Raw genomic sequence first — 13,253 nt, 5'->3', positions numbered from 1 at the left:
CCGGCCGGCCCACCGCACCTAAAATGTCAGACCCCCGTTAGAAGATGTTTCTATGGGAAACGGCGCGGGCACAGTGGCGGTGATGGAGGGCATTCATGCTTCCGTCGCTGGCCTTGATGCGCTGTTTGTTGAGGATGCCCGCTTGGGCGCGGGCCGCCCGGGCCCTGCTAATACTGACGGCGTTGACGTCGTGACCGATGTGCTGCAGCGCCGGTATGAGATCCGTCTGGAGCGGATGGCCGTAACGAAGCAGCTGGAAGCCCAGATCGCCGCCATCAAGGCCCGGGATGCCGCCGAGGCCATCGAAATCCAGCACGCGATGACCCCGCCCGAAGCACCCGCACACGAACGCACTTACGCGGAGATGTCCGCGATCGAGGAAATCGCAGGCGTCCTGACCATCAGCTCCCCCGCCGCCGGGGCGCTCGTCACCCAGTCCCGGCAAGTCTGCTCCCTGCCGCCGGTCATGGACGCCCTCTCCAGCGGGGCCATCTCGTGGCAGCATGCGAAAATCATTGGCGACGAAACCGATGGCCTCGGCCCTGCCGGCGCGGCCGCCCTCGCCGCGCATTTCCTGGACCCCGACGCACCCAATCCGGCACGCGGAGCCGCCGCCGGGGACCTGGTCCCCGGACGCTTCCGGGCCAAGGTCCGCGGCTGGCGCGAACGTCACCACCCCGAATCCCTCGAAAAACGCCACGCCAAAAGCGCCGCCGACCGGCGGATGGAATACACCCCGGACCGCGACGGCATGGCCTGGCTCTCCCTGTACCTGCCCGCCGACACCGCCTCCGCCATCTGGAACCGCAGCACCGCCCTCGCCCGCGGCCTCCAGGGCCCCGAAGAGCCCCGGTCAATGACACAACTCCGGCCCGACATCGCCGCCCGTTTGCTCCTGGCCGCAGGACCAGCCCTCAGCCCCGCCCCGGAAAGCACCGCAGAAGAATTCAACACCGAAGAGAACACCGACGCCCCCATCGGCGTGGCCTCCGTGTCCGTCAATGACCGGCCCGCTGCCGACACCGGCACCACCGACGACGGCACCTCTACGGGTTCCACCGGACACGAAGCTCCAAACACCGACGCCGCCGACCTCGCCTCCGCCGGGCATGAGGAAACCGGCCGCAGCGGTTACACGGACCTCGCCAGCGTCTCAGTCCCGAATGCCCAAGTGCTCGTCACGGTCCCGGTGTTCGCACTCCTCGGCCTCACCGACGAACCCGCAACCCTGGACGGCTACGGACCTATCCCCGCCTCCATGGCCCGGAAACTGGTCACCGAAGGGGCCAGTTCCTTCTACCGGGTGCTCGTAGATCCCCGGGACGGGGCACCGCTCGAGATCGGGCGCACCAGCTACCGGCTCACTAAAGCCCTGAAAAAGGCGCTCCAGCTTCGGGACGGCAAATGCACCTTCCCCGGCTGCAACAACCACTCCCTCGACAACGACACCGACCACCTCACCGCCTGGCACCACGGCGGAACCACCGGAATCAGCAACCTGGCCCAACTCTGCCCGAAACACCATCGCCTCAAACACCACAAACCTTGGACACCCACCCAAGCCACACACAACGAACCACCCGGCTGGACCTCCCCCACGGGCCGACACTACAAACCCGAACAACCCGACCAGGAACCACCACAATGGCCGCAGATCCTGCATGTCTTCGGGAAACCCTTCGAAGCGCCCGCCTTCGACCCACGCTGGGCGGAGCCGCCCACCCTGGAGCCGCCTGACGGTTACTTCCTGGACGCTGAGCCTCCGCTTGAAGAACCCGACGATGACAGTCTTGTGGATCCGGACGACATCCCGCTCGACGATCCTGCATGGGACGACTTCTACGCCACGCCCCCGAAACTCCCTCAGGACCCGTTTCCCGACTGGCACCTCTGGCTCAGCGAATCCCTCTCGGTCCCCTGAGGCTTGCTGTCCGCGGCTCTTTCCCCTGAATCCTGGCCCTCAGTGCCGGCCCACTAGGACTGCCTGACCCGCAGCAGTTCCGGGGCCTCATCAACCGGGGAAAGATTCAACGCCCCCCGCATGGTGACGTCCACCGCATGCCTGACCACAGCGCTGAAACCAAGGTCGCCAGGTTCCGCGGCTGCCATAGCCCTTTCCCGGACGCGCCGCTGTTCAGCTGCCCCTGTTCCACGAGCAATGACGTCCTCCACCCCTTGCCGGGCCAAGGCCAGTTCACCTTGCTCCTGCAATACCGGGGCGAGATAGTCCACCAGGGAGCGCACCACGTCCGCGGCACGCGCCGGCCGGAAAGTCCCAAAGTCGAGCAGTTCCCCGCCAAGTCCCTCGCTGCTCGCCTGCCAGGAAGCCATCCGCAAAAGCACAGTGGGCACGGGAGCGGGATCCACTCCGTCGTGCCACTCACGGCTGGCAGTTTCCACCAGCGCCCGCACCAGGACTGCAATGAGTGCGGCGTCTTCTGCCCGAAGGCAGACGTCCGCCACCCTGACCTCAACCGTGGGATGGTTTCGCGACAGGCGGGCGTCGAAGTAAATCATCCCTTCATCCAGCATCACACCGCTGTCCAGGAGCCGGGCAACCACCCTCCGGTAGGCAGAGTAGGTCCCGTAGATTCCGGACGGTCCGGCAGTCGGCCAACGGTTCCATGCCTGCGTGCGGTAGCTCTCGAAGCCGGTCTGCATACCGTTCCAGAAGGGAGAATTCGCGCTGAGCGCAGTCAGCACGGCAAGCTTGTCGCGGATCCGGTCCAGCACTGCCACACCCTCGTCATGCGACTCAATGTAAGTGTGTACGTGGAAGCCGCACGTCAATTGCTCCTGGGCGGTCAGGCCAAACCGCTCCAGCATCTTGGCATAACGGGGATCAGGAGTAGTGTGGCTGGACAAACCGAGCGGTGAGGTGGCCAACGCCGCCACCCGTGCCTTGTTATTCCTGGCAGCCCTGTCCGCAAGCGCCCGCCCTGCCCGGATCTGCTCCAGCAGCTCTCCGTACTCCAGGCAGGGCCGGGTCTGGGTCTCTATCTGCTCCAGCTTGAGTTCGGCACTCAGTCCCATCTCGTCATCGATAACGGCTGTGTCCTGGGTGTGCAGAACACGAGGGTCGTCTGGAGCGTCGTCGGCGGCCATCCGGCGGCCGGACAGCAGCGCATCAGCCAGGGCCAGCGGTTCGCCACTGTCCGGATCAACGATCAGGAGTTCTTCCTCGACTCCGAATGTACGCATACTCACATTCTGCGACAGGGCAGCGCCTTTTGACGGCCTTCATTGTTTCATGACGAAGCGTGAATGGTCAGTCCTGGAAGTACTCCACCTTGGCCCCGATGGTGTTAAGCCGCTCTGCCAGGTCCTCGTAACCGCGCTCGATAACGTAAATGTTCCGCAGCTCGGACACTCCCCTTGCCGCCAGCATGGCCAGCAGCAAACAGGCCGCGGGGCGTAGAGCCGGCGGGCAGCCAACCTCTGCCGCGCGCCACTTGGTGGGCCCGTTGACGTAGATCCGGTGCGGGTCCAGCAGCTGGACCTGCGCCCCCAACCGGTTCAGCTCAGTCAGGTAGATGGCGCGGTTCTCGTAGACCCAGTCGTGGATCATGGTTTGCCCGCTCGCATTTGCAGCGATCACGGCAAAGAAGGGCAGGTTATCGATATTCAGGCCCGGGAACGGCATGGGGTGGATCTTGTCCTCGGGAGCATGCAGCCGGGATGGCTTGGTGGTGACGTCCACCAGCCGGGTCCGGCCATTGCGGGCCATATACTCGCTCGAGATTTCAAGCCGCTGTCCCATCTGCTCCAGCGTGGCCAGTTCGATCTCCATGAACTCGATGGGCACGCGGCGGATGGTCACTTCCGAATTGGTGACAATACCGGCGGTGATGAGGCTCATGGCCTCGATGGGGTCCTCGGACGGGAAGTATTCAATCTCGGCATTGATCAGGGAACGGCCGGTGATCTTCAACGTGGTGGTGCCGATTCCGTCAATGCTTACACCGAGCATCTGCAGGTAGAAGCACAGGTCCTGCACCATGTAGTTCGGGCTGGCGTTGCGGATCACGGTCGTCCCCTCCCGGTGCGCCGCTGCCATGATGGCGTTCTCGGTGACGGTGTCGCCGCGCTCGGTCAGCACAAAGGAACGGTCGCGGGTATCGGCAGAGGGCGCCTGCACGGTGTAGAAGCCCTGAGTTGCTTCCACGCTGAGACCGAACTGGCGCAGCGCCTGCATGTGCGGCTCCACGGTACGGGTGCCAAGGTCACAACCGCCAGCGTACGGAAGGCGGTACCCCGAGGACTCATCCATCAGCGGCCCCAGCAGCATGATGACACTGCGGGTGCGGCGGGCGGCTTCCACGTCCATGGCTTCGAGGTTCAGGACCTCCGGCCGGCGGAGCTGAAGGTCGGTGTCATTCAGCCAGGTGCATTCCATGCCGATACTGGTGAGCACCTCGACGATGCGGTTGACTTCCTCAATGCGGGCAAGACGGCGAAGAATGGTAGTGCCCCGGTTGATGAGGCTGGCACACAGCAGCGCGACACCTGCATTCTTGCTGCTGTTGACGTCCACAGCACCGGAGAGGGTCCGCCCGCCCTCCACCCGGAGGTGCGTCATTTGGGGTTTACCCACGTTGACGATGCTTCGGCCGAAAATTGTTTCGAGGCGCTGGATCATCTTCAGGCTCAGGTTCTGCTTGCCCTGCTCCATCCGGGCAATGGCACTCTGGCTGGTGCCTAGCTCCGAGGCCAGCTGTCCCTGGGTCCAGCCCTTCTCGCTCCGGGCATCCCGAAGCATGGCGGCAACGTGTTCCGTGGTCTCTTGCGTCATGCAGGAAATATATCATAAATGAGTTACGGTGGAGCCTGCGTGGGCGCAAAAGCGGTAATAAGAGAACGTTTACCCACTACATGCGATAGAAATCGAACACTCTCCGTTCTTTACCCCGCCCACTGCTCCGGGGACACTGTAAGGACCTCTTCCTTCAGTGACCACGGAGGTGGCCCCGTTGCGGACGTCACAAGGCACGCGAACGCCCAGCCGCCTGGGCTGCTTTGATGCTCGCCGCCCTGCTCCTGATCCCTTGGCCGGCTTCCGCATCACCTTCACCGGAGAAGGCACCCAGTCGCTCCTCGGCAACGACATCTCGTGGCCCCAGTGCAGCCAGGATCTTCCCACGGGCCAGGCGTTCTCGATCGTCGGCGTCAACAACGGCCTGGCCAACACCACCAACCCATGCCTCGCCAAACAGCTCACGTGGGCAGCGTCGTCATCCGGCGGCACACCGCAACCAAAGGTCTCCCTTTACGTCAACACCGCCAATCCGGGGAGCGCAGGCTCATGGTGGCCCACCAGCGATGAATATCCCGCCGGCACCCCGATCCATAACCCCTACGGGCCCTGCAAGGCGAAGGACTACGGCAAGGCCTGCGCCTACATGTACGGCTACGCGAAGGCTTGGGATGACGCCCACATCCGCGGGATCAGCAAAGCCTCGGACTACATCTGGTGGCTGGATGTGGAAACCGGAAACAGCTGGTCCACCGCAGACAAGGACGCCAATTGCGCAGTCCTGGAGGGCATGACCGACTTCTTCCGCAGCATCAAAGCCAAGGGAGTGGGCATATATTCAACCGGCTCCCAATGGAGCCAGATCGTGGGAACCATCAGCAGTTCGAGCAACCTCTACTCACTGCCGAGCTGGTTGGCGGGGGCGCGCACGCAGACCGGTGCCAAAGGCAACTGTTCCAACCCGCCGCTGACGTGGGGCGGCCGGGTGACGCTCACGCAGTTTGTGTCGCGAGGGTTCGACTACGACTATTCCTGCGTCTGAGCGCCGCCCCGCGCCGCCGCACAGGCACCTGCACCAGCCGGACAAATCAGGCTTTGCCCGGTCAGCTCCCCAGCCACACCATGTTCCAGGTTCCTGCCCACAGCGAGGCAGCAAAGGCAGCACCGGCCATCAGCACGCCACCGCCCAGGACCCAGAGATCCAACCTGCTATACGTAGACTCCCGCGCCCAGGTCCGGGTTTCCCCGCCAAACCCGCGCGCCTCCATGGTCACCGCCAGGCGTGACGCGCGGCGGATGGCCTGAACCAGCAGTCCGAAACTCTGCCCCAGCGTCGCCTTGATCCGCTGCAGCGCGCTGCCCCGCGAGCCCACCCCGCGGGCACGCCGGGCCATGCCGATGGTTTGCCACTCTTCAGCCAGCAGTCCCACCAAGCGCATGGCCGCCAAGGTACCCAGCACGAACCGGTGCGGCAACCGGGCCTTTTGCGCCAGTGCGTCGGCCAGGTCAGTAGGGTCCGTGCAGCTCATCAGCAGTACCGCCGGCAGCGCAATCGCCAGCCCGCGCAGCATGAACCCGGCCCCCAGCTCCAGCGAGCCTTCGCTCATGGTCCAGATGCCGACGTCGATCAGCGTCCTTCCGCTGTCCGGCGCCAGGATGGAGGTGCTCCAGCCGCCCACGGCCGCGGCGATGATCAGCGGCCACCCCCGCTGCCACAGCAGCGTGAGGGTGAGGCCGGCCAGCGGGAACAGCAGGAGTTCCACAGCGAGGGCCACGGAGGCGGACACCCAGTCGATGGACAGTGCCAGCACAGCGGTCACCAGGAAGACGGCGGCGAACTTGCTCAGCGGATTGGCCCGGGTCAGCAGGGCGCGGTTTCCCTGCAGGTTCAGCTCCCGCCTCATGATGCCACCGTCTGCGCCGCAGCGATTCGCAGCTCCGTCCCGCCCAGGGCCGCCGTGAATTCGGCATCATGGGTCACCGAGACCACCGCAGTCCCGGCGTCCAGCAGTTCGGACAGGAACGAGGCCAGCTCGGCCCAGGTGTTGGCGTCCTGGCCGAACGTGGGCTCGTCCAGGACCAGGACCTGCGGATGGGCAGCCAGGACCGTAGCCACGGAAAGCCGCCGTTTCTCACCGCCCGAGAGCGTATACGGGTTGGCGTCAACGAGCTCCGTCAGCCGCAACCGCTCCAGCAGCTCGTCCACCCGCTCCATGCCGTGACCCAGATGCCGGGGGCCAAACCGGAGTTCGTCCAGCACCTTCCCCGTGACGAACTGGTGCTCGGGCTCCTGGAAAACGGTGCCCACACGCTCGATCAGTTGTTCCGCCTTCCACTGGAAAGGATCAATCCCGGCACCGCGGCTGAGGGCCAGGGTGGCGGAGACCTTGCCGGCAACCGGCTCAAGCAGTCCGGCAAGGGTCAGGGCGAAAGTTGATTTTCCTGCGCCGTTGGGTCCCGTGACGGCCAGCGCCTGTCCGGCCCGGACCTGCGCGGTAATGCCTTGCTGCACGGGTATGGGCGGCAGCTTCCGGAAACCCTTGCGGCGGGCCCGTTCACGCGAGACCGCCAGTTCCTCGGCGGCGAGCAGGAGGTCGCCGGTTCCGGAAGCGGGTTCCGCCCGGCGACGGGTTTCCGGAACATAGCCGGGCACCCACACCCCGGCAGCGGCCAGCATGCTCCGGGCCTCACTGAACACGCGGTCCGGCGGCCCGTCCAGAAGCACAGCTGGATCGGTGGACGAGCCGGGCTGCAACACCACAATGCGGTCCACCAGGTCCTTCCACACGGACACCCGGTGCTCCACCACCACCAGCGTCGCCCCGGTCTTCTCGAGGCAACGCCCCACGGCGTCGCGGACCTCGATCACCCCCGCGGGGTCCAGGTTGGCCGTCGGCTCGTCGAGGAGGATCAGCCCGGGCCGCATGGCAAGGATGCCCGCGAGCGCAAGCCGCTGTTTCTGCCCGCCGGACAGGGCCGACGTCGGATGGTCCAGCGGCAGGTGGGACAGGCCGACGTCGGCCAGCGCCTCGTGCACGCGGGCCCAGATTTCGTCCCGGGGCACGGCAAGGTTCTCCGCGCCGAAGGCGACGTCGTCACCTACGCGTGAAAGGACCACCTGCGTCTCGGGGTCCTGCTGCATGAGGCCGGCGCGGCCCCGCTGCTCGCGCGGGTAGGCTCCGCCAACCAGCAGCGAACCGGACTCGTCGGAATCGCCCGCCTCGCCGCCGTCGTCGTTTACATCGCCCAGGACCCCCGCCAAGGCATGAAGGAGGGTGGACTTGCCCGCTCCGGACGGGCCGAGGAGGAGCACGCGCTCCCCCGGTTGGATGTCCAGGTCAAGGGCATGCACCGCGGGTTTGGCCCTGCCGGCATGCCGCCAGCCCCAGCCGAGGGCGCTGATGGCAGCCGGGCGCGCCGCAACCGGAGTCCCGTGCTGGGAGGTAGCGGTCATCAGGAGAAGACGGGCTCCGTTGCTGCCTTCCGGGAGGCGAAGGAGCTCAGGACCCCGGTCTTCGCGAGGCCGCGCGTGGCGACCCAGGACAGTGCGCCGGCAATGATGGCGCCCGAGATGGCCGTGAAAATGATGTACGCCAGCTTGTCCCCGCCCGAGTAGGCGATGTTCCAGCCCCACGGCGCGAAGGAATCGTTCAGGCCGCAAAACAGCCCGGCGCCGGCCCCGGCAAGCAGGGATACCGGCAGGTTGAACTTCCTGTACACGAAGATGGCGAAAATGATCTCTGCACCCAGGCCCTGGACGAAGCCGGAGAAGAGCACGGAGGCGCCGTACTGTGACCCCATCAGCAGTTCACCGGTGGCGGCCACGGTCTCGCAGAACAGTGCTGCGCCCGGTTTGCGGATGATAAGCATGCCCAGCGCGGCCGGGATCATCCAGCCGCCGGCGATCAGGCCGGTCAGAGGCGGGTAGACGGCGTTCATGGGGGCCGAGACTGCGGCGGCCCCCTGGGACCAGGCCCAGAAGATGACTCCGCCGGCGATGGCGATCAAGGCTGCCACCACGATGTCCACAACGCGCCAGGACTTGCTGGTGGTCTTCTTTACTGCTGTTGTTGCCATGCGATCCTCCTGAGGAACAGGAGGGGAAAGTGGACCGGCCGGCCGCTGCTGCCGCGGCCGGACACACTTCGAGAACTCGACTCCCTTGCGCCGGTACTAACCGGATCAGGTTCGAGGGTCTGCGGCTGTCCGCACTCTCAGCGCCCACCTGCGGATCCTGGCATGGCCAGAACTGCCGACGGCGGCGCTCCCCTGTCGTTGAATGATTCTGTAGGTAAAACAATGCCCTGATGGGCGTGGTCCAGTTTACACCGGAGGAGGGGTAGATTGTGGGCCATGACTGCCAATTCGCGGGATATGACTGAGTTCGATCCCGACTCGGATGACACCCAGCCGGAAGGCTCCCTGCAAACGCTCATCGCCCGGATCGAGGGTGAAATCCGCGAGCTCCAGTTCCCCCGGTTCTCCATGGACGATGCGCTGAACCTGGGGCTGTTGCTGGTGGAACTGGGCAAGGAGGACCAGCTCCCCATCGCCATCGACATCACCAAGGGTGAACAGGTCCTGTTCCATGTCGCCCTGCCGGGCGCCACCCCGGACAACGAGCACTGGATCCGGGCCAAACAGCGTACCGCTGCCCGGTACGAGGTGCCGTCCCTGCTGGTGGGGCTCCGCGGACGGCTCCGCGGCGGACGGATTGAAGACCAGGCCTGGTTCGACCAAAGCCGGTACGCAGCCCACGGCGGCTCCTTCCCGGTCTATGTCACGGGGGTGGGCGCGGTAGCCGCCGTGACTGTTTCGGGGCTTCCCCAGGTGGAGGACCACAACATGGTGGTTCGGGCCCTGCGCGAAGTCCTTGGTTCCATGGGCGCGGACTGACGCCGGGCGTGGGTGAGATCGGACCCGGGGAGAGATCAGGCCAGAGCTGACGTCGGGCTTTGGCGGGGAGGGCATCATGAGCGGTCCCGTGGAGGAGAACCTGGTGCGGGCGGCGGTGGACAAAGCCGAGGACGAGATGATCTTCATCGGCCCGGACCACCCTTACTACCCGCTGCTCGCGGAACTTGTGGCCGCCGTCGGGATGGCCTGGCAGCAGGGGTACGAGCAGGGCCGCCACGGCGGGCGCCACCCGAACCCTTATACGTGGAAAAGCCCGGAGGAGTGAGGGCGGGCGGGAAGCGTGCTTAGCTTTTATTAGTAATCATGCTTACTATGTTGTTCCCGGCTTTTGAGGAGTACAGGTTATGGCGGTCAGCACCCAGGCCACCGCAGCGAGGACCGGCCTGCAGAAGGCCACCCGAGCCACGGGCGCAATTTTCCTGCTGCTGGGAATTTTGGGATTCATTCCGGGCGTGACCGCCAACTACGGTTCCCTGCGCTTCGCGGGGCCCGGCTCTGGAGCGGAGCTGTTCGGCATCTTCCAGGTGTCCGTGTTGCACAACGGCGTCCACCTTTTGTTCGGTATCGCCGGCCTGGTGATGGCCAGGACGCACCGGCAGGGGAGGAACTTCCTCATCTACGGGGGCGTGGCCTATCTGTTCCTGTGGCTCTACGGATTGTTGGTGGGTGATGACCTGCCGGCGAACTTCCTTCCTGAAAACAATGCGGACATATGGCTGCACCTGGCATTGAGCCTTGCCATGATCGCCCTGGCCATTCTGTTGTCCCCGCGGACCGTCCCCGGCAGCGCCTCGCGGGACCCCGACGCGGCGAACGAGACCTGAACGTCCATAAGACCGGCTGTCGAAGACGCAGCACCGGTAGCAATTCCCCCCGCCCAAAGGAGCATCATGAAGATCCCGGAACCCCGAGGTCCTATCAGCAGTACCCTGTTCACGACCCTCGCCCACGTGCCCGGCAGCGCTGAGGGAGCCGCCGCCGTCGAGGAACTGCGCCTGCTGGCCACACCCGGGGCGGCGTCATCCGCTGACATCGTCGGGGACGACGACGTCCAGCTGGCCCTTTTCTGCCTTTACGAGCTGCACTACTCCGGACTTGTTGGCGTCAGCGATGAGTGGGAGTGGGAACCCGGGCTGATCCAGGTCCGCCGCCTTCTTGAACGGCCTTTTGAAGTGGCGCTCCGGACTGCCGCGGCATCCGCTGCCGGAGAGATCAACGTACCGGCCGCTGCGAAGCTGACCAGTGACGCCGTGGCGGACATCCTTTTCGGACTGGCCGCCGGTGACACCGGGCCCAGCGTCTCCCGCTTTGTCGCCAAGAAGGCGACCCTGGACCAGCTCAAGGAGTTCCTGATCCACAAGTCCATCTACCAGCTCAAGGAAGCGGACCCGCACACCTGGGCCGTCCCCCGCCTTACCGGAAGGCCCAAGGCTGCCCTCGTGGAGATCCAGGCTGATGAGTACGGCGGCGGGCACCCCGAACGTATGCACAGCGCCCTGTTCGCCCGGACCATGCGCGGGTTGGGCCTGGACGACAGTTACGGCGCCTACGTGGACACGGTTCCCGCCGTCTCCCTCGCCGCAGTGAACATGATGTCCCTCTTCGGGTTGAACCGCCGGCTCCGCGGGGCCATCACCGGGCACCTGGCCATCTACGAGATGACCTCCTCGCAGCCGAACCGGCTGTACGGCAACGGCTTCCGGCGGCACGGCTTCGAAGCCGGGGTGACCCACTACTTCGACGAACATGTGGAAGCCGACGCTGTCCACGAGCAGATCGCCGGGCGCGACCTAGCAGGCGGCCTGGTGGAGGCCGAGCCTGAGTTGCTTGCTGACGTCCTGTTTGGTGCCACGGCGGCGATGGCCATCGACGGCAGGCTGTCCACCCACCTCCTGGCCAACTGGGAAAACGGCATGACCTCGCTGAGGGCGGCAGTACCGGCGGCAGCATGAATACCCCCATCGCAGGGCCCTCCGCGGAGTACATCCTGCCGCTGCGCTGGGCGGCGGAGACGGAACTGGACTCGGAGCTGCAGGACCTCGCCGCCTACCTCGAGCGCCTTCTTGAATGGATTCCCGTCACCGTGGTGGACGGCTCCGCCCCTGAGCTGTTCGAGCGGCACCACGCTGTTTTTCCACAGGGCGTCCGCCACCTCCAGCCCGGGCCCGCCGGCGGTAATGGCAAGGTGGCCGGTGTCATGACCGGGGTGCGCGCCTCCTCGGCGGAACTGCTGGTGATAGCCGACGACGACGTGCGCTACACGCGTGAGTCGCTCGCCGCCGTCGTCCATCACCTCAGCTCGGCGGACATAGTGCGGCCGCAGAATTACTTTGACCCGCTGCCCTGGCATGCGTGGTGGGACACATCACGGACCCTGGTCAACCGGGCCTGGTCGGCGGACTACCCTGGCACCCTGGCCGTTCGCAGGAGCGCACTGCTGGCAACCGGCGGCTACGATCCCGTGCTGTTCGAAAACCTTGAGCTGATCCGGACCGTCAAGGCAGCCGGTGGCCGCGAAAAGATCGTGCCGGATTTGTTTGTGGCCCGCAGGCCGCCGAAGTTCCGGCACTTCCTCAAGCAGCGCACGCGCCAGGCCTACGATGACTTCGCCCAGCCCCGGCGCCTCGCCGCCGAACTTGCCTTGCTGCCGGTGATTGCCTGCGCAGCCCGCCTTCCCGCCGGCCGGCGACGGGCCGCCCTCCTGGGCCTGGTTGCGGCGCCCGTCCTCGTCGCCGAGATGGGACGACGGCGGCACTCCGGGACGGCGGCCTTCCCCTTCCGCGCCGTGTGGTTCGCCCCGCTGTGGACCCTCGAGCGGGCGGCCTGCATCTGGATCGCCCTGGCGTTCCGTTTGGGCGGGGGCGTGCCCTACGCCGAAACCCGGCTTAAGACTGCCGCCCACTCGGAGGCGGAACTCCGGCGCCGGCACCAGGGCAAACTCTCCACAATGCAGGGCGGCGCCCGGAGTTTTACCGACAACCCAAACAAGGAGCAGCCATGAACCAGGAACGCGCCGAAAGCTCCATCGTGGTGTGCCCCGACGGCCCGCTGATTATCCGGGGCGACTTCGACATCGTGACGCCGTCCGGCGCCCCGGTCCCCCGCCAGCGCCAAACGGTGGCACTGTGCCGCTGCGGCGCGTCAGCCATCAAGCCCTATTGCGACGGCACCCACAAAATGATCAAGTTCCGGACGGAACCTCCTGCCAACTGACGCAGCCAAATGCCGGCCGCCGTTGCTGTGCCGTAGCCGCAGAATGGGCGGTTAGGCTGGGTACAGCCCGTTTTTCCGCCCGCAAGGAGTACAAAGAATGAATCTCTTCATCAAGCTGCTCGGTACCGGTATAAGCCTTGGCGCCGGCTTCATCGGGACCAAGCTGGTCAACACCGTCTGGGAAAAGAGCACCGGCCGGAAGCCGCCCACCGGCAAGGACGAGGACATCCCCACCAGCCTGCAGTCCGCCCTGACGTTCGCGCTGATCTCGGCCTCCGTCAGCACCATCATCCAGGTCCTGGCCAACCGCGGCACCCAGCGTGCCATCACCCGGTTCGCCAAGAGCCAGGACATCGTCTGACGCCTTAGC

Annotated in this window: 14 protein-coding genes and 1 riboswitch; of the genes, 9 read left to right on the top strand and 5 right to left on the bottom strand. The window is 65.7% G+C overall.

The annotated features are described in order from the left end of the window. Nucleotides 1-52 precede the first annotated feature (52 nt). Complete coding sequence (locus QF047_RS00590) at nt 53-1,921, top strand: HNH endonuclease signature motif containing protein (protein WP_307272773.1); 1,869 nt, start codon at nt 53-55, stop codon at nt 1,919-1,921. Nucleotides 1,922-1,974: 53 nt separating this feature from the next. Here the strand turns inward: QF047_RS00590 and QF047_RS00585 are convergent, their stop codons facing one another. Both QF047_RS00585 and QF047_RS00580 read right to left on the bottom strand, forming a co-directional pair. Beyond that, nucleotides 1,975-3,201, bottom strand: a complete 1,227-nt coding sequence (locus QF047_RS00585) for a glutamate--cysteine ligase (RefSeq protein WP_307272770.1) — start codon at nt 3,199-3,201, stop codon at nt 1,975-1,977. 67 nt (nt 3,202-3,268) lie between these two features. Beyond that, entirely contained in the window at nt 3,269-4,792 is a 1,524-nt protein-coding gene (locus tag QF047_RS00580; RefSeq protein ID WP_307272768.1) for a UDP-N-acetylglucosamine 1-carboxyvinyltransferase, read from the bottom strand. A 157-nt stretch (nt 4,793-4,949) separates the two neighbouring features. Here QF047_RS00580 and QF047_RS00575 point away from each other — a divergent pair, with 157 nt between their 5' ends. Beyond that, on the top strand, nt 4,950-5,795 hold the full coding sequence (locus tag QF047_RS00575; RefSeq protein WP_307272765.1) for a hypothetical protein: 846 nt from the start codon (nt 4,950-4,952) through the stop codon (nt 5,793-5,795). 61 nt (nt 5,796-5,856) lie between these two features. Here the strand turns inward: QF047_RS00575 and QF047_RS00570 are convergent, their stop codons facing one another. From QF047_RS00570 to QF047_RS00560, 3 genes are read right to left on the bottom strand one after another with little or no spacing between them, the layout of a single operon-like run. Continuing rightward, on the bottom strand, nt 5,857-6,657 hold the full coding sequence (locus QF047_RS00570) for an energy-coupling factor transporter transmembrane protein EcfT (RefSeq protein WP_307272763.1): 801 nt from the start codon (nt 6,655-6,657) through the stop codon (nt 5,857-5,859). Continuing rightward, a complete protein-coding gene (locus QF047_RS00565) occupies nt 6,654-8,207 on the bottom strand; it encodes an ABC transporter ATP-binding protein (RefSeq protein ID WP_307272760.1) in 1,554 nt (517 codons plus the stop codon). The genes QF047_RS00570 and QF047_RS00565 overlap by 4 nt, the downstream gene beginning before the upstream one ends. Then, nucleotides 8,207-8,830, bottom strand: coding sequence for an ECF transporter S component (locus QF047_RS00560; protein ID WP_306636370.1), 624 nt, complete (start codon nt 8,828-8,830; stop codon nt 8,207-8,209). The genes QF047_RS00565 and QF047_RS00560 overlap by 1 nt, the downstream gene beginning before the upstream one ends. A gap of 64 nt (nt 8,831-8,894) precedes the next feature. Then, nucleotides 8,895-9,034, bottom strand: a riboswitch (TPP riboswitch). Nucleotides 9,035-9,106: 72 nt separating this feature from the next. On the opposite strand from QF047_RS00560, the gene QF047_RS00555 reads away from it, so the two are divergent. The 7 genes from QF047_RS00555 to QF047_RS00525 all read left to right on the top strand — a co-directional run bounded on the left by QF047_RS00555 (nt 9,107) and on the right by QF047_RS00525 (nt 13,244). Further along, nucleotides 9,107-9,649 carry a heme-degrading domain-containing protein gene (locus QF047_RS00555; protein WP_306636372.1) on the top strand — a complete coding sequence of 181 codons (543 nt, stop codon included), beginning with the start codon at nt 9,107-9,109 and terminating at the stop codon, nt 9,647-9,649. 76 nt (nt 9,650-9,725) lie between these two features. Further along, nucleotides 9,726-9,935 (top strand): hypothetical protein, encoded by a 210-nt coding sequence (locus QF047_RS00550; RefSeq protein ID WP_307272757.1) that lies wholly within the window; start codon nt 9,726-9,728, stop codon nt 9,933-9,935. A 79-nt stretch (nt 9,936-10,014) separates the two neighbouring features. Beyond that, nucleotides 10,015-10,494, top strand: a complete 480-nt coding sequence (locus tag QF047_RS00545) for a DUF4383 domain-containing protein (protein WP_307272754.1) — start codon at nt 10,015-10,017, stop codon at nt 10,492-10,494. 66 nt (nt 10,495-10,560) lie between these two features. Continuing rightward, nucleotides 10,561-11,622, top strand: a complete 1,062-nt coding sequence (locus tag QF047_RS00540; protein ID WP_307272751.1) for an iron-containing redox enzyme family protein — start codon at nt 10,561-10,563, stop codon at nt 11,620-11,622. Then, nucleotides 11,619-12,671, top strand: coding sequence for a glycosyltransferase family 2 protein (locus QF047_RS00535; RefSeq protein WP_307272749.1), 1,053 nt, complete (start codon nt 11,619-11,621; stop codon nt 12,669-12,671). The genes QF047_RS00540 and QF047_RS00535 overlap by 4 nt, the downstream gene beginning before the upstream one ends. After that, the gene (locus tag QF047_RS00530) at nt 12,668-12,883 is read left to right on the top strand and encodes a CDGSH iron-sulfur domain-containing protein (protein WP_307272746.1); all 216 of its coding nucleotides are present in this window, start codon (nt 12,668-12,670) and stop codon (nt 12,881-12,883) included. The genes QF047_RS00535 and QF047_RS00530 overlap by 4 nt, the downstream gene beginning before the upstream one ends. 97 nt (nt 12,884-12,980) lie before the next feature. Next, nucleotides 12,981-13,244: a DUF4235 domain-containing protein gene (locus QF047_RS00525; protein ID WP_306636387.1), complete on the top strand. Its 264-nt coding sequence runs from the start codon at nt 12,981-12,983 to the stop codon at nt 13,242-13,244. Nucleotides 13,245-13,253 lie beyond the last annotated feature (9 nt).

It is taken from the genome of Arthrobacter sp. W4I7, assembly GCF_030816215.1.
GTDB lineage: Bacteria > Actinomycetota > Actinomycetes > Actinomycetales > Micrococcaceae > Arthrobacter > Arthrobacter siccitolerans_A.
This window is presented reverse-complemented; position numbering and strand designations above follow the sequence as displayed.